Annotated in this window: 12 protein-coding genes and 1 tRNA gene; 9 read left to right on the top strand and 4 right to left on the bottom strand. The window is 71.3% G+C overall.

Annotated features, from left to right (window positions below):
- The first annotated feature begins 97 nt into the window (after positions 1–97).
- Positions 98–1,435: a serpin family protein gene (locus IIE03_RS19495; protein ID WP_225998041.1), complete on the top strand. Its 1,338-nt coding sequence runs from the start codon at positions 98–100 to the stop codon at positions 1,433–1,435.
- Here IIE03_RS19495 and IIE03_RS19490 read toward each other — a convergent pair whose 3' ends face one another.
- Positions 1,436–2,506 (bottom strand): alpha/beta hydrolase, encoded by a 1,071-nt coding sequence (locus IIE03_RS19490; protein WP_192864434.1) that lies wholly within the window; start codon positions 2,504–2,506, stop codon positions 1,436–1,438.
- A gap of 29 nt (positions 2,507–2,535) precedes the next feature.
- The gene (locus IIE03_RS19485; RefSeq protein ID WP_192864433.1) at positions 2,536–3,417 is read right to left on the bottom strand and encodes an NAD(P)H-binding protein; all 882 of its coding nucleotides are present in this window, start codon (positions 3,415–3,417) and stop codon (positions 2,536–2,538) included.
- A 456-nt stretch (positions 3,418–3,873) separates the two neighbouring features.
- Here IIE03_RS19485 and IIE03_RS19480 point away from each other — a divergent pair, with 456 nt between their 5' ends.
- Entirely contained in the window at positions 3,874–4,656 is a 783-nt protein-coding gene (locus tag IIE03_RS19480) for an alpha/beta fold hydrolase (RefSeq protein ID WP_192864432.1), read from the top strand.
- Between the two features lie 97 nt (positions 4,657–4,753).
- Here the strand turns inward: IIE03_RS19480 and IIE03_RS19475 are convergent, their stop codons facing one another.
- Together IIE03_RS19475 and IIE03_RS19470 are read right to left on the bottom strand one after the other, a co-directional pair.
- Positions 4,754–5,599 (bottom strand): class I SAM-dependent methyltransferase, encoded by an 846-nt coding sequence (locus tag IIE03_RS19475; RefSeq protein ID WP_192864431.1) that lies wholly within the window; start codon positions 5,597–5,599, stop codon positions 4,754–4,756.
- A gap of 346 nt (positions 5,600–5,945) precedes the next feature.
- A tRNA-Leu gene (locus IIE03_RS19470) sits at positions 5,946–6,029 on the bottom strand.
- Positions 6,030–6,276: 247 nt separating this feature from the next.
- Between IIE03_RS19470 and IIE03_RS19465 the strand changes: the two genes are divergently transcribed.
- The 7 genes from IIE03_RS19465 to pknB are packed head-to-tail and all read left to right on the top strand — an operon-like array spanning position 6,277 to position 15,869.
- The gene (locus IIE03_RS19465; RefSeq protein ID WP_123816171.1) at positions 6,277–6,990 is read left to right on the top strand and encodes an FhaA domain-containing protein; all 714 of its coding nucleotides are present in this window, start codon (positions 6,277–6,279) and stop codon (positions 6,988–6,990) included.
- Positions 6,991–7,000: 10 nt separating this feature from the next.
- The gene (locus IIE03_RS19460) at positions 7,001–7,507 is read left to right on the top strand and encodes an FHA domain-containing protein FhaB/FipA (protein WP_192864430.1); all 507 of its coding nucleotides are present in this window, start codon (positions 7,001–7,003) and stop codon (positions 7,505–7,507) included.
- A gap of 7 nt (positions 7,508–7,514) precedes the next feature.
- Positions 7,515–9,029, top strand: coding sequence for a protein phosphatase 2C domain-containing protein (locus IIE03_RS19455; RefSeq protein ID WP_192864429.1), 1,515 nt, complete (start codon positions 7,515–7,517; stop codon positions 9,027–9,029).
- Positions 9,026–10,579 (top strand): FtsW/RodA/SpoVE family cell cycle protein, encoded by a 1,554-nt coding sequence (locus IIE03_RS19450; protein WP_192864428.1) that lies wholly within the window; start codon positions 9,026–9,028, stop codon positions 10,577–10,579. Before IIE03_RS19455 ends, IIE03_RS19450 begins: the two co-directional genes overlap by 4 nt.
- Complete coding sequence (locus tag IIE03_RS19445; RefSeq protein ID WP_192864427.1) at positions 10,576–12,099, top strand: peptidoglycan D,D-transpeptidase FtsI family protein; 1,524 nt, start codon at positions 10,576–10,578, stop codon at positions 12,097–12,099. The genes IIE03_RS19450 and IIE03_RS19445 overlap by 4 nt, the downstream gene beginning before the upstream one ends.
- Positions 12,099–13,802 (top strand): serine/threonine-protein kinase, encoded by a 1,704-nt coding sequence (locus IIE03_RS19440; RefSeq protein WP_192864426.1) that lies wholly within the window; start codon positions 12,099–12,101, stop codon positions 13,800–13,802. The genes IIE03_RS19445 and IIE03_RS19440 overlap by 1 nt, the downstream gene beginning before the upstream one ends.
- Positions 13,803–15,869 (top strand): Stk1 family PASTA domain-containing Ser/Thr kinase, encoded by a 2,067-nt coding sequence (gene pknB, locus IIE03_RS19435; protein WP_192864425.1) that lies wholly within the window; start codon positions 13,803–13,805, stop codon positions 15,867–15,869. It abuts the gene before it with no gap.
- Positions 15,870–15,913 lie beyond the last annotated feature (44 nt).

Here is a 15,913-nt window from a genome sequence, read left to right as displayed (position 1 = left end):
AGGTGAAACGTCACGGTCCGTCGCCGCCCGGCGGCCAGACACGGCACGCCGGCTCGAGGTGCGCGGTCGCGGGCCCCGCACGCCAGGAGGTCCCACGATGCCACGCTCCTCACGCCGCCCCGCCGTCCGCACCGCCGCCGTCTCGGCTCTCGTCCCGTTCTCGCTCGCGGTGGCGGCGTGCGGCGGCCCCGATCCCGGCGCGGGGGTCGTGCGCTCCGACGTCGAGCGCAAGTCGGTCGCCGTCGCGGACGCGTCCGCGGTCCCGGGCGTCGTCGCCGCGACGGACGAGCTCGGCAGGAGGATGCTCGCGCCGGCCTCCCCGCCCGGTGGCTCCGCCTGCGCCGGGCCGGACGGCGGCCCCAACGCCGTCGTCTCCCCCGCGTCGCTCGCCGTCGCCCTCGCCATGCTCGCCGAGGGCGCCGACACCACCACGCGCGACGCGCTCGACGCTGCCCTCGGTGCCTCCGGCGGTGCGCGCACCGACGCGTTCAACGCCCTGTCCCGGGCCGTCGGGGAGTACGACGGGGACCCGGCCGTGGTCCAGGACGACGAGCTCCCGGACACCCCTGTCCTCCACCTGGCCAACCAGGCGGTCGTCGACGACCAGCTCACCCCGCTGGACACCTACCTCGACGCCCTCGCCGAAGGGTTCGGCGCCGGCGTGCAACGCACGGACCTCGGGGGCGAGGAGGGCAAGGCCGTCCTCGACGCCTGGACGAACGAGCACACCGGCGGCCTGATCGACGAGAGCGCCATCACTCCGGACCCCGACCTCCGGCTCGTGCTGCAGAACGCCGTCCTGCTCGCCGCGCGCTGGCAGCAGCCCTTCACGGACACGCGCGACGCCGAACCGTTCACCCTCGCCGACGGAAGCGAGGTCCGGGCCGAGGCCGTCTGGGGCACTCCCAACGCCGCGTACGTCCTGCACGACGGCTGGCAGGCGGTGCGCCTCCCGTACACGGCGGGGTTCCACGCCGACGTGATCCTCCCGCCGGACGAGGCAGGCACGATGTCCGACGACGGCGCTCCGGCCGCGCCCGACGCCGACACGTGGGCCACGCTCGACGCCGAACTCACCGCCGCCGAGCCGCGATCGGTCGAGCTCACGATGCCCACGCTCGACCTCGAGACGGGCCCCGTCGACCTGTGCGCGGCGCTGCACGACGCCGGCCTCGGCGAACTGTACGAGGAGCCCGACCTGTCCGGCATCTCGGACCAGGACCTCGTCCTCACGCAGGCCTTCCAGCAGGTGGTGCTGCAGGTCGACGCAGAAGGGACGGTCGCCGCCGCGGTCACCGAGCTCGGCATGGCCGCGACCTCGGCCCCGCTCGGCGACGTCAGCATGACCGTCGACCGGCCCTATCTGCTGCGCGTCACGCACACCGACACGTCCTGGCCGCTCTTCCTGGCCGCGATCGGGGACCCGCGGCACTGATCACGCCACCCGGCGCGCGCCTCCGCGACGGGACGTGGCCGCCGCCAGCGCTCTGCGCCACCACGGCGTGGGCGGCGGCGCCGCGCCGTCGTCCGCCGCGTCCCGCCGGGTCGCGTCGGCCGTGACGTATCCCCTGAACCAGCGCGCCGTCTCGCGCCACACCACCTCGCGCACGGGTGCCGCCGAGAGGGTGACGTCGTGCAGCGCGCCGTCCACCCACACCAGCGTGGTCACCGGACCGAGGTTCGGCACGCGCCGCGCCACGCCGACGACGTCGAGCACGGTGTCCGTGCGCTGCGTCTCCTCGGTCCAGCGGGTCGGCATCGTGGACCTGGCGGAGAGCAGGACGAGGACCGGCGCGTCGATCGCCAGCCCGTGCGCCACCTGGTCGTGCCCCTTGAGGATGGCAGCCATCCAGGCCGGCGTCGGACGTCTCCCGTGGTTGGAACGCCATTCCGTGTCATAGGTCCACTCCCCGTCGAACTCGGCGGAGATCGCCCGCGAGTACAGGCCCCGGTCGTAGTACACGACCGGTCCCCTGGGGTTGATCGCCGCCGCCGCACGCACGCCCGGCTCCAGCACCCGGCGGCCGGCCTCACGCGCCTGCAGCTCCAGCCACGGCGCATTGAGCACGACGCCGGCGGCGCGTCCGGGATGCCGCGACGCCCACAGGCTCAGGACCAGGCCGCCGGTCGAGTGCCCCATGAGGAGGAGCCGCCGAGGGCTGGGTGTCTCGCCGGCGTGCCCGATGGCCGCGAGCGCCGCCGCGATGTCCTCGTCGTAGGTGCCGAGGTCGGCGACGTAGTTCGGGGTCTGTCCGTCGCGCAGGGACCGGCCGTACTTGCGCAGGTCGAGGGCGTGGAACCGGACGCCGAGCGATTCCCAGAAATCGGCGAGATGGGCCTGGAAGAAGTAGTCGTTCCAGCCGTGCACGTACAGCAGGTCGACGCCGGCGTCCGTCTCACCGGGTTCGATCCGCCGAGCCACGGTGGCCACGACGTCGCCCTCCTCGTCGGGTTCGAGGTCGAGGGTGAGCTGCTCGAAGCCGTCGAGCACGTCGGGCGTCCACATGCGGCGAATCTAACCGCTGCCGGGCGCAACTACCTCGCTGTGCCCCGGGGCCGGAGGGCCGCCAGTTCGCTCGGGTAGTCGTCGATCCAGTCCTCGAAGGTGCGGGCCGGGCGGCCGGCGAGGCGGGCGACGGCGTGGTCCACCTCCTCGAAGACTCCGGCGTCGACGGCGGCGCAGCAGGAGATCCAGGCGTCGAGGTCGTGCACCCAGGGCACCGGGGTGGCGTAGGCGTCTCGGGTGGACATCGGCTCGTAACGCACCGGTCGTCCGGTGGCCCTCGTGAGTGTCCGGGCCACGTCCGTGCCGGTGAGTGCCTCGGGACCGGTGATCCGGTAGGTGACGCCGTCGTGGGCGTGGGCGCGTTCGTCGAGGAGGACGGCGGTGGTGGCGTCCGCGATGTCGGCCGGTGAGACGGCCGCGACCCGGCCTGTTCCGGCCGGCGCGCGCAGGACGTCGTCGCGGACGGCGTGGACCAGTGTTCTGAACTGCACCGATGCCCGAAGGACCGTCCAGGTCGCGCCGGACGCCCGCACGGCCTCCTCGACGCGCCAGTGCCTCCGGGCGGGGGTGGCGGTCGCGTGCGCGTGGGCGCCGATCTGCGACAGGTGGACGACCCGCCGGAACCGGTGGGCGGCCAGGAGGTCGACCGGATCGGGGTCCGCGGCGTGGGTGCCGGCGATGACCAGGGTGTCGGCCCCGTCGAGGGCGGCGGTCATCTCGCCGTGGGTGGATGCGTGGCCGAGGACGACGACCTCGGCGTCGGGAAGTGGGGAACCGTCGGGCAGCCGTGGTGCGCGGGCCTCGCCCGGGACGACGACTCGCTGCTCCGTGGCCTCCGCGGCGAGCCGGAACGCCAGTTGGGCGCCGACCGTTCCGGCGGCGCCCGCGAGGACTACTGCTCCGGCGGCCACGTCTTCGAGAATATGCCGCGTCCGCGAGTCCCGACCCGGCGGATCGGCGCACATGTCGCGCAGTCCTTGCGCAATCATGGAAAGTCCGTGCGTGCGCATGGAAAAGGCCCGCGGGTCCGGAGGCCGTGCACCTCCGCACCGCGCTGGACGAGGGCGCGGTACCCGCGGGCCCCGGTGGTCACGATGGATTCGCCACCAGTCCCGTGCGCCGTGCTAGCCCGGCGCGTCGACTTCGTGTCGCGCGACTGCTAGCGCGCGACCACCTCACAGGTCCCGAGTGTCTTCACGATCTCGGATCACCTCCCTTCTTGTGTACGCAGGAACCTACGCGGTGCGCGGGTCGGCGCCAAAGGTTTTTCCGCGGGGCGAACGCGGGAATACGAATCGCCGCCACGCACGCTCGCGCCGCACTCGCTCCGAGCGATCATTTCCGCCCGGCTCCGTCGTCGTACCTGTATGACCTCGCTGCTCACCGTGGCCTCGGCCGTGACCTCCGCGGACGGGACCACGATCGCCGTCGACCGCACCGGACCCGATGACGCGAGCTCCGTACTCGTCGTGGTCGACGGCGTCCTGGCGCACCGTCCGCCCGCGACGCTCGCCCTCGCCCGGCGGCTCGCCACGCCCGGGGAGGACATGCCCGGGGACGACGGGCCCGGCGCGCCGATCGCCACCGTCCGCTACGACCGCCGCGGTCGCGGCACCAGCGGTTTCACCGCGCCGTACGCGGTGGCGCGCGAGATCGAGGACCTCGCCGCCGTGCTCGACGCCGCGGGGCCCGCGGCCCTCCTGGGCATGTCCACCGGGGCGTTTCTCGCGCTGCGGGCGGCCGCGGACCTCGGGGAGCGCGTGACCGCCGTCGTCGTGCACCAGCCCTCGCACGACGTCGCCGCCGCGGGCCTCTACGCCTGGCGGCACCTCGTCGCCGCCGTCGAGTCGTGCGTCGCGGAGGGTGACCCTGGCTCCGCGGTCGAACTGTTCCTCGACGTGGCCGGCATGCCGCCGGAGTACGTGGCCGGCATGCGCCGCTGCCCCTCCTGGACGGACCTCGAACTCCACGCCCCGACGATCGCCCACGACGGCCGTCTCGTCATCGAGGCGGCCGCCGCGTCGCGGAGCTCGGACGTGCGCGCCCGGGGGCGGGTGACGCTGGTCGACGACGATCCTGGCACGCTCGCCGACACGCTCCGCCGCGTGGTGGGGCGGCACCAGGCGCTCGGCAGGCCGGTTCGGGAGTGATCGGCCGCCCGTGAGCGATCGGCCGGTCCGGTCGACGTGTCGACCGCTGACGAGCGGACCGGCCAGGGGACCGGCTGATGTCCCCATGCGATCGTCGTCAGTGGGGCTTGCGTGCCGTGACGAAGAGGCGTGGTGCCTCGTCCACGAGTTCCGCTCCCGCCGCGAAGCGCATGTGCAGGCCCCGCAGCCCGGCCTCGTGGGCCGCGACCGCCGCGGGGGCGAGCTGTGCCAGGTCCGGGACCTGCCACGGCACGGTCCTCAGGTACCAGAGCACGGCCGCGAGGCTCTTGAACCGCCGCACGCCCGCGTGGTGCTCGGCCCGCGTGACCTCCATGCCCTCGGCCTTGAGCGCGTCGGTGAGCACGTCGACCGTCATGCCGTCCGGGTCCCAGCCCACCGGGATGCCAAGCGCCTCGTTGATGGCGAACCCGTCGCGCGTGTCGAACTGCTCGGTGACGAACACGCCGCCGGGCTGCAGGAGGCGGGCCACCTCGTGCGCGTTGACAAGGCCGCACCGACTGATCACCGTGGCGAAGTGCCCGTCGAAGAACGGGAGCACAAGTTCCTCCGCCCAGATCTCCTCGATCTTCTGCACGCTCACGCGCAGCGGCTCGAGCTTGCGGCGGGCGGCCAGGAAGGCGGGGCCGGTGCTGGTCGCGGCCGACCCCTCGGGCAGCGGACCCATCGCGGCGAAGGCTGCGCCGTCGCCGGTGCCGAGGTCGAGCACACCGTGCGACGAACCGGACACCGCCTTACGGGCCTCGGACTCGTAGTCCCACGGCTGCGCATCGACGGTGATGGCATCGCCGACGGGCGAGTTCGTGTAGTCGGTCGGCATGGTGGCGGGCGTGACCGGGGCCGCGGGAGCGCTGCGGGCCCAGTCGACGTGCTCCTCGAACGGCGCATCAGGCGCCGGAGCTGGGGCGATCGAGACGTCAAGCATGGGGCTGATTGTGGCGCAAAGTTCATGCCCAGGCACAAATCCCGCCGTGATCCCCCTCGACCAGCACGAACACACGGCCCGAGAGCCACCGAACATGGGGCCTTCTCCCCGAAGAACGCAGGCCCGGCGCAACCTGCCCGGAGCCCTGGATGACGCCGCTTCCTGGGACAGCGCCCCGAGGACGTGCCCGCATCCGCACCCGACGCACCACGGGGGGCAAGGGGCGAAGCCCCAAACGGGGTCCGGGGGCGTGCCTCCGGGGCGGGGTGTGGGGGCTCCGCCCCCACAAGAAATGACGAAGGCGGGATGGTTCGGCCCTGCCGAACACACCCCGCCTACCGGCTCGTGCGCGAGGGGGGAGTTGAACCCCCACGCCCTCTCGGGCACACGGACCTGAACCGTGCGCGTCTGCCTATTCCGCCACTCGCGCGTGCTGGAAGAGATTAGCACGCAGGGCGGGTGGATCCGAACCCGATATGTGTCCGGCCTGGTTCCGCAGCGACCCGACCTCCGGTAGCGTGCGGGTTCGCCCGTCTTCTCCCGACTGGCAGTGCCGAGGCTCACAGCACAGGATCGAGAAGTTCCGCAGGACTTCCACACAGATTGCGGTCTGTGGCGACCTGCCGGTCTATACGATCTATGTAGTCTGCCCACGCGCAGGCCGGGAAGGAGGTGGCATGGGCGCCCTGGATCGCTTCGAGAAGAGCGTGGAGCGCATGATGAACAACGCGTTCGCCAAGGTAGGACGCGGTGAGGTGAAGCCTGTCGAGCTGGCGAGCCGGCTCCGGCGGGAGCTCGACGACCGCGCCGCGGTGGTCGGGCGGGATCGCACCGTCGCACCGAACGAGTTCACGATCGAGTTGTCCCCGGACGACTTCGCCCAGATCGAGGCGTGGGGCGCACAGACGCTCGCGGACGAACTGGCGTCGAACGTGACCGCCTACGCGGCGACGCAGCACTATGCGTTCGTCGGACCCGTCAGCGTGACGTTCGACGAGGTGTTCGAGCTCGTACCCGGCCGCTTCAACGTGCGCTCCCGCAGCGTGCAGGGAAACGTCGCGCCCGCGACCTCGGGCTCGCCCAGCGCGCGGCATCCGCTGATCGACATCGACGGGCAGCGCTACCTGCTGACCGGTCCGGTGACGGTCATCGGCCGCGACGCCGAGGCGGACATCGTCGTGGACGACCCGGGCGTCTCCCGCCGCCACCTGGAGATCCGTGTCACGCCCGACGGCGTCATCGCCTCCGACATGGGCTCCACGAACGGGCTGTACGTCGAGGGGCACCAGGTCCCCGCGGCCACGCTGCTCGACGGCAACACCATGACGATCGGCCGTACCCGGATCATGTTCTGGTCGGGCAGCGCCGGCGCCGAGAACGAGGACTGGTGATCGACCCCTCATGAGCGAGTTGACGTTCACCCTGCTGCGGCTGGGTTACCTGGTGCTGCTGTGGGTGTTCGTGCTCTCGGCCGTCGCCGTGCTACGGCGGGATCTCGCCGGTCCGCGCACGGCTCGGAAGCGCCGCCGCAAGCCGGAGCCCGCGCCTGCGGGCGGACCTCCGGCGGGTCCTGGGCCGGCCCCGGCACCGATGGTCGGCGGCGGGGGCCGCGGCGGTGCTCCGACACGCCTGGTCGTGGTCGCGGGTCCGCTGACCGGCACCACCATCCCGCTCACGCAGTCGGGCATTCTCATCGGCCGAGCGCCGAGCTGCACCCTCGTGCTCGACGACGACTACTCGTCGTCCCGCCATGCCCGCATCTACCCGCAAGGGAATCAGTGGTACGTCGAGGATCTCGGTTCCACCAACGGAACGTACATGAACGATCAGCGCATCCAGGGTGTCGTCCCGCTGCCCCCGGGAGTAGGCGTCCAGATCGGCCAGTCCGTCGTCGAGCTCCAGGGATGACCACCACGTGACCGTGAATCTGCGGTATGCCGCGCGTTCCGACGTCGGCCTCGTCCGCTCCAACAACCAGGACTCCGCGTACGCGGGTCCGCACCTCCTCGTGGTCGCCGACGGCATGGGTGGCCACGCGGGCGGTGACGTCGCGTCGTCCCTCACGATCGCCGCCCTGACGCCCCTCGACCACGGGGACCACAGCACCGACCGCCTCCTGGCCGACCTGGAGCAGTCGGTCGACCGCGCGCGTCAGGACCTCATCACCGCCACCGCCTCGGATCCCGAGCTGGCCGGCATGGGCACGACGGTAACCGCGCTGCTGCGCAGCGGCAACACGCTCGCCATGGCCCACCTCGGGGACTCCCGCGCGTATCTGCTGCGCGACGGACTCCTCACCCAGGTCACCGTCGACCACACGTTCGTGCAGCATCTGGTCGACACCGGACGCATCTCGGCCGACGAGGCGGAGACGCATCCGCAGCGCAACGTCGTGATGCGGGTGCTCGGCGACTTCGACCTCGATCTCACGCCCGACATGTCGGTCCGTGAGGCGATCCCCGGCGACCGGTGGATGCTGTGCTCGGACGGCCTGTCGGGGTTCGTCTCCGTGGAGAGCCTCACCGAGACGCTCGGTACCGTCGCCGATCCGGCGGAAGCGGCGGAACGGCTCGTATCGGCAGCGATGCGCGAGGGCTCCACCGACAACATCTCCGTGGTCGTCGCCGACGTCGTCGACGAGGAGTCCGAGCCCTTTCCGCCGCCCGACCCCGAGATCGTCGGCGCCGCCGCCCTGCGCGGCGTGACCGCCGCCATCGGCCCGGGCACGATCATCCATCCGGGCGGGGCCGACGCCGCCGGACCAGGTGGGACGCAGTCCCAGCCGAGCGCGCTGGGCACGGCGGTGCTGCCCGACTCCGACCCGAACCTGGCCGATGCGCTCGAGCACGCCGTGAACGGCTCCGAGGCGGGGGCGTACGAGCCCGAGGTCCTCCCCGATGACGGGAGCGAGGACGAGGTCGAGACCGAGCCCGCCCCGAGGAGGCGTCCGTGGCTCGTGGTCGTCGGAACCCTGCTGCTCATCGGCGGGCTGGGAGTCGCCGGCTGGGCCGGGTACCGCTGGACGCAGACCCAGTACTACGTCGGCGAGGCGGACGGCCAGGTCGCCGTCTTCCGCGGCATCCCCGCCACGGCGGGACCGTTCTCGCTGTCGACGCCCGTCGAGCTGACCGGCACCCAGGTCGCCGACCTTCCGGGCTACATCGCCGACAGCATCGAGGGCACGATCCGCGCCACGTCGCGCGACGACGCCCTCGACCGTGCACAGCGCCTCATCGAGCAGGCCGAGGAGGCACAGGAGGAGAGCGAGCCGACACCCACCGAGGACGAGCCGACCGACGAGCCCACGGAGGAGCCGACCGACGACGCGACGTCGGGCTCCGCGGACTCCGACAGCAAGAATTCCCGGTCGGAGGACAGAGACAGCGGGAACTCGAACTCTGACGGCGGCGGCGGGGGGTCGAACGGATGAGCATGCTCTCCGAGAAGGTTCCCCAGGGGATGCAGGACGCGATCCAGCCCGAGGAGAACGCGCCGGGCCGCGCGGCCGAGGCCGTGATGCTCGTGATCGCGCTCGCGCTCGGGCTCGGCGGCCTCGCCATGGTGGGCTACTCGATCAACGACCGCCTGCCCGACGCGTTCTGGACGAACGCGCTCGTGCTTGCGGCGCTCTCGCTCACCGCCCACATCGTGCTGCGCATCCGGGCACCGTACGCGGACCAGGTGATCCTGCCCGCGGTGATGCTGCTCAACACGATGAGCCTGGCCATGATCACCCGGCTCGAGATGGACGACATGAACGGCGCCGACGCCGGTCGGCACCTGATGTGGACCTCGCTGGGCATCGTCGTGGCCTGCGTCCTGATCCTCGTCCTGCGCGACCACCGGGTGCTGCGCAAGTACACCTACACGGTCATGGTCCTCGCCCTCGTCCTGGTGGTGCTGCCGCTGATCCCCGGCCTGGGTCAGGAGATCAACGGTGCGCGGATCTGGATCTACTTCGCCGGGTTCTCGCTGCAGCCCGCAGAGTTCGCCAAGATCCTCTTCGCGATCTTCTTCGCCGGCTACCTCGTCGCGAACCGTGACACGCTCGCGCTGGCCGGCAAGAAGGTGCTCGGGCTGCAACTCCCCCGCATGCGCGATCTCGGCCCGATCCTCGTGGTCTGGGCCGTGTCGCTGACGGTGCTCGTCGGTCAGAAGGACCTCGGGACGTCACTCCTGTTCTTCGGCCTCTTCGTCGGGATGCTGTACCTCGCCACGGAACGCGGGGGATGGGTCGCGATCGGCCTGTCGATGTTCGTCGTCGGCGCGTTCGCGGCGTGGACGATCTTCGGTCACGTCCAGCGCCGTGTCACGATCTGGCTCGACCCGCTGGACCCGGAGCTGATCGATGCGGTCGGCGGCTCGTTCCAGGTGGTCCAGGGCATGTTCGGCATGGCCTACGGAGGCATGTTCGGCGCCGGCTGGGGCGAGGGCTACTCCTCGCGGATCCCGTTCGCGTTCTCCGACATGATCTACGCCGCGTTCGGCGAGGAACTCGGCCTCACCGGCCTCCTCGCGATCCTGCTGGTCTACCTCGTGATCGTGCAGCGCGGCCTGCGCACCGCGATCGGCGTGCGCGACGGCTTCGGCAAGCTGCTCGCCGGCGGTCTCGCATTCGTGATGGCCCTGCAGCTCTTCGTCGTCGTCGGCGGCATCACCCGCGTCATCCCGCTGACCGGCCTGACGCTGCCCTTCATGGCGCAGGGCGGGTCGTCGCTGATCGCGAACTGGATCGTCATCGCGCTGCTGCTGCGCACGTCGGACGCCGCGCGCCGGCCGTCCGCCCTGCCGACGCGGGGCCAGCTCGCCGGTCCGGCGCCCACGCCTGTCGGACATCCCGGCACCGACGGCGCGATCGAGGTGGGCCCGGGCGCGAGCCGGCAGGACCGCGAGGCGGCGCGCCAGAGCATGCCCTCACCGAGCGACGAGATGACACAGATGCAGGCCCCGATCCGGTACGACGGAGGTGACCAGGCGTGAACACGACCCTGCGCCGCCTGTCCACGGTGGTCATGGGCATGTTCCTGGTGCTCATGGTGTCCACCACGTGGATCCAGTACGTCCAGGCCGGCGAGCTCAACGACCACGGCCGCAACGTGCGCAAGATCTACCGCGATCTCGGCGCGGCCCGCGGCCCGATCGTCGTCGGCGAGAACAACGTGGTGGTCTCCGTTCCGGTGGACGACAACTACGGCCGCCAGCGCGTGTACGCCGACGGCGACGAGGCCGTGGCGAAGATGTATGCGCCGATCACCGGGTTCTTCGCGGTGAACGGCAACACCGCCGGCCTCGAGCGCAGCGCGAACGACTACCTCTCTGGGCGCGCGGACTCGCTCTGGCTGGACCAGTTGCAGAACCTCATCACCGGCCAGGAGGCCGCCGGATCGTCGGTCGACACCACCATCGACCCCAAGATCCAGAAGGCCGCCTGGGATGCGCTCGGCGACTACACGGGCGCAGCCGTCGCGCTCGACCCGAGGACCGGTGCCATCCTGGCGATGGTCTCCAAGCCCTCCTACGACCCGAACGCACTGGCGGTGCACTCCAACGCCGAGGTGAACGAGACGTACCAGAACCTGGCGAACTCGAAGCCGCGGATCAACACCAACGACGGCTCGGAGCAGTACAGCACCTACTCGGTGCTGCAGAACCGGGCGATCGAGGCGACCTACCCGCCCGGGTCGACGTTCAAGGTCTTCACGTCGGCCGCCGCGATCGAGAGCGGTGAGTTCGACCCGGATTCCGAGGTGCCGGCGCCGAACGGGTACGAGCTGACCAACACCGGTACACCGATCGCCAACTTCGGCGGCTACGACTGCGTCGCGGGCCAGACCGAGATCACCCTCGCCGACGCGCTGCGCACCTCCTGCAACTCGTCGTACCTGTGGCTCGGCGGCCAGGTCGGCGCTGACGGCATGCGGGACATGTTCGAGGACTTTCGCTTCGACGAGAGCCTGGAGCTGCCGATGAGCACCGTCGCCGGGAGCTACCCGGGGCTCGGTAACAACGACCCCGATTCCATCGACCGGATCGAGCTCAGCGGCATGGGCCAGGGCGACGTCCGGCTCACGCCGCTCCAGGTCGCCATGCTGAGCGCCACGGTCGCGAACGGCGGCACCGAGATGGAGCCGTACCTGATCGAGAGCATCCGCGACAGCGACCTCGAGGTCGTCGAGAAGACGAACCCCAGCACGCTCGCCAACCCCATCTCCTCCTCCACCGCCGACGCCCTCACGGAGATGATGATCGGCGTCGTCGAGGACGGCTCTGGCGAGCGCGCCCAGATCCCCGGCGTGTCCGTCGCGGGCAAGACGGGCACCGCCGAGAACGGCGGCGGCCGGCAGCCGACGCTGTGGTTCACCGGGTTCGCCCCGGCCGACGACCCGCAGGTCGCTGTCGCCGTCGTGCTCGAGAACGGCGGCAGCTCCACCGAGGACACGGCCTCGGGCACCCTCGCCGCGCCGATCGCGAAGGCGATCCTCGAGGCGGCGATCAACTGATGCGCCCCGTCGAAGGCGTGCTGGTCGGGGGGCGTTACCGCTTGGTGCGCCGCCTCGCCATCGGTGGCATGGGCGAGGTCTGGGTCGCCTTCGACGAGAAGCTCACCCGTGAGGTCGCCATCAAGGTGCTGCGCGAGGAGTACACGGGCAACGAGGACTTCCTCCGCCGGCTACGGACCGAGGCGCGCAACTCCTCGACGCTGCTGCACCCCAACATCGCCCAGATGTACGACTACGGCGAGGAGGAGGGCGCCGGCTACCTGGTCATGGAGCTCGTGCTGGGCGAGCCGCTCGCCGACCTCCTGGAGCGCGAGCCGGTCCTGCCCGCCCAGCGCCTGCTTCCGCTGCTGGCCCAGACGGCCCGCGGCCTGCACGCCGCGCACGCGGCCGGCGTCGTGCACCGCGACGTCAAGCCGGGCAACATCTTGCTGGAGCACTCCGGCACGGTGAAGATCACGGACTTCGGCGTGTCGGTGGCGCAGAACCAGGTGCCGATGACCGCCACGGGCATGGTCATGGGCACCGCCCAGTACCTCTCGCCCGAACAGGCCGTGGGCCAGTCCGCGACGGGGGCGTCCGACATCTACGCGCTCGGCGTCGTCGCGTACGAGGCGTCCGCGGGCCGGCGCCCGTTCACCGGCAAGAGCCCGGTCGACATCGCGATCGCGCACGTCAACGCGCCGGTACCCCCGCTGCCGTCGTCGGTCCATCCCGGGATGTCCGAGCTGATCATGCAGATGCTCGAGAAGGATCCCGCGCACCGTTTCGCGTCCGCCGAGACGCTGGCGCGCGAGATGGACGCCCTCGCGGAGGAGATCAGCGCGGACCCGTTCGGCACGCGCCGGGTCGCCGGGCCCCGGTCGGGTGAGCAGCCCGACGCCGGGCCCTCGCGCCATGTCAGCGGCGGGCGCCGGGGTTCGCGGCCGGTCGTCCGGTCCCGCAGCGAGGCGCGGCGGGCAGCGCAGGCCGAGGCCCGGGCACACGCGCCGGGTCCCCACGGCGCGGCGCAGCCGGCGCCGTCGCACGGGCAGTTCACGGCGACGGCCACGCCGCAGTCCGCTCCGGCGGTCGCACCTGAGGTGCAGAACCCGTGGGGTGCCGGGCCGAGTCCGTGGGGTCCGACAACGGCGGGCCCAGGCGCACAGCCTCGGCCGCACCAGCACGGGGCGCCCGCCTCCGGGACTCCGGAGTACGAGACGCCCGACGGCTATCACCCGCCCGGACACGACGCGGGCGTCGGTCCGCAGGGTCGGTCCGTCGGACGCCACGGAACCTCGATCGAGGACTTCCATCCCACGACCGGTTACGTTCCGACCTCGATATCGCCGCCGGACGGCGCCTCGCGGTCCTACCCGTCCCGACGGGACGTCCGGGCCGAGCGAAGCAGCAGGTCGAGTCGCCGGGGCGGGATGGCCGCCGGCATCGCCCACTGGGCGGCGGAACTCGAGGACCGCCTCGGCATCCGCGTCCCGTGGCCCCTCGTCGCGCTCGGCGCCCTGCTCGGCGCGGTCGTCCTCGTCCTGGTGCTGACCACTGGGGGAGACGAGGGTGGCGAAGCACAACCGTTGGGTGATAGTTCCTACGGAACGACGGACGCAATGCTGAGTCCTGGCACCACGGCGCCAGCCGCGGACTCTGGGATGATGCTCCTTGACGAGCCGCTGACCGCATCGCGGCCGGCCGAATCTTCGAAGGACGTATAAGTGGTGGACAACACGCCCCGGGTGCTCGCCGGCCGCTACGAGGTCGGTGAGCTGGTCGGCCGTGGCGGTATGGCCGAAGTGCACGTCGGCCATGACACACGGCTCGGCCGCACTGTCGCGATCAAGGTGCTGCGCTCCGATCTCGCCGACGATCCGTCCTTCCTGGCCCGCTTCCGCCGCGAGGCGCAGTCGGCGGCCGCGCTGAACCATCCCGCGATCGTCGCCGTGTACGACACGGGGGAGGATCGCGCCAAGGACGCGAGCGGCAAGGAGGTCACCGTCCCGTTCATCGTCATGGAGTTCGTGGAGGGCCACACCGTCCGCGACATCCTGACGGACGGGTCGGCCGTGCCGATCGAGGAGGCCGTCGAGATCACCACGGGCGTGCTGTCCGCGCTCGAGTACTCGCACCGTGCGGGAATCGTGCACCGCGACATCAAGCCCGCGAACGTGATGATCACGCCGACGGGCGCCGTCAAGGTGATGGACTTCGGCATCGCGCGCGCGATGGCCGACTCCGCGGCGACGATGACCCAGACGAACGCCGTCATCGGCACCGCTCAGTACCTCTCGCCGGAGCAGGCTCGCGGCGAGACGGTGGACTCGCGGTCCGACCTGTACTCCACCGGCTGCCTGCTGTTCGAGCTGCTCACCGGTCGCCCGCCGTTCCAGGGCGATTCGCCCGTGGCCGTGGCCTACCAGCACGTGGGCCAGGAGCCGCAGCGGCCGAGCGAGATCGCCGTCGACGTGCCCGAGGTGCTCGACCGCATCACGTTGAAGGCGCTGACCAAGGACCGCGACCACCGGTACGCCACCGCGGCCGAGTTCCGCGCGGACCTCGAGGCGGCGCTTCGCGGCGGCCAGGTCTCCGCGCCGATGGTCGGTGCGATGGCGATGGGCGGGCAGACCACGCAGATGATGTCGCCGCCGTTCGGGACGCAGCAGATGTCGCCCGTCGGGTACGGCACGCAGCAGTGGGGCGGGCCGCCCACGACCGGGCAGCCGCCGGTCCAGACGCCGGGCCAGGGTTATCCGACCGGACCGATGGGACCCGCCGGCCGCCGGGACACCGAGCCGGACAACAAGAAGACGCTCATCTGGACCCTGATCGCGATCGCGATCGCGGCCCTGGCGGCGATCCTCATCGCGGTGGTCGTCAACAACAACAACCGCCAGCCGGAGGAGCCGACGACGGCGACGGTGCCGGAGGTCCAGGCGGGCGTGAGTTACGAGGAAGCGTGCACCGCGGTCACGAACGCGAACCTGGAGTGTGCGCAGGAGATCGACGAGGAGTCCGAGCAGGAGGCGGGCACCACCACGGGTGAGACGGATCCGGCGGCCGGAGAGACGATCGAGCAGGGCGAGACCGTGACGATCTATGTCTCGGGGGCTCCCGGTGAGGTCAGTGTCCCGGACGTGACAGGCGACACTCAGGACGAGGTCAAGGCGGCGCTCGAGGCGGTCGGCCTGAGGCTTGGTACGTGGCAGGCCGAGAACAGCACCCAGTATCAAGCCGGCCAAGCGACACGTTCAGAACCGACCGGTGGTTCAACTGTCACGGAGGGGACGGAGGTCAACGTGTGGTACGCCTCCGGCACGGTCACCCTGCCTGACATGAAGGGGTGGTCGGAAGACCAGCTCAAGGCGAAGCTCAACGAACTCGGTCTCAACGGCATCCGGCAAACGGAGCAGACGGACGAGGTCAACGAGGGCCAGATCAGCCGCACGGATCCACCTGCCGGCGATATCGACGCCGGTACCCAGGTGACCTACTTCGTCGCCCAGCCGGTGACGAAGACGGCGGTCCCTGAGGACATCCTCGGAATGACCCTGCAGGAGGCGATCGAGGCCTGCGGCGGAGTCCAGCTCAACTGCAGCGAGGATGACGTCGTCTACGAGGACAACGCCCAGTACGAACCCGGCACGGTGTTCAACACCGACCCCGCCCCGGGTCTGGAAGTCGATCCCGGTACCGAGGTCACCCTCTACGTCGTCAACGAGGAATCCGCCGGAGACCCGACCGGCGGCGCCACCGAAGGCGGCATCCTTCCCGGCGGAGACGGCTGACCCGCCACACCGACGCCGATGGGGCCCGACCACGAGCGAGTGGT

This window comes from Myceligenerans pegani, assembly GCF_014892515.1.
Taxonomy (GTDB): Bacteria; Actinomycetota; Actinomycetes; order Actinomycetales; family Cellulomonadaceae; genus Myceligenerans; species Myceligenerans pegani.
This window is presented reverse-complemented; position numbering and strand designations above follow the sequence as displayed.

Bases quoted from the DNA above. Each gene is read 5' to 3' on its own strand.
- IIE03_RS19495 (WP_225998041.1), top strand. From the start codon at position 98: ATGCCACGCTCCTCACGCCGCCCCGCCGTCCGCACCGCCGCCGTCTCG.
- IIE03_RS19490 (WP_192864434.1), bottom strand. From the start codon at position 2,506: ATGTGGACGCCCGACGTGCTCGACGGCTTCGAGCAGCTCACCCTCGAC.
- IIE03_RS19480 (WP_192864432.1), top strand. From the start codon at position 3,874: ATGACCTCGCTGCTCACCGTGGCCTCGGCCGTGACCTCCGCGGACGGG.
- IIE03_RS19475 (WP_192864431.1), bottom strand. From the start codon at position 5,599: ATGCTTGACGTCTCGATCGCCCCAGCTCCGGCGCCTGATGCGCCGTTC.
- IIE03_RS19465 (WP_123816171.1), top strand. From the start codon at position 6,277: ATGGGCGCCCTGGATCGCTTCGAGAAGAGCGTGGAGCGCATGATGAAC.
- IIE03_RS19460 (WP_192864430.1), top strand. From the start codon at position 7,001: ATGAGCGAGTTGACGTTCACCCTGCTGCGGCTGGGTTACCTGGTGCTG.
- IIE03_RS19450 (WP_192864428.1), top strand. From the start codon at position 9,026: ATGAGCATGCTCTCCGAGAAGGTTCCCCAGGGGATGCAGGACGCGATC.
- IIE03_RS19440 (WP_192864426.1), top strand. From the start codon at position 12,099: ATGCGCCCCGTCGAAGGCGTGCTGGTCGGGGGGCGTTACCGCTTGGTG.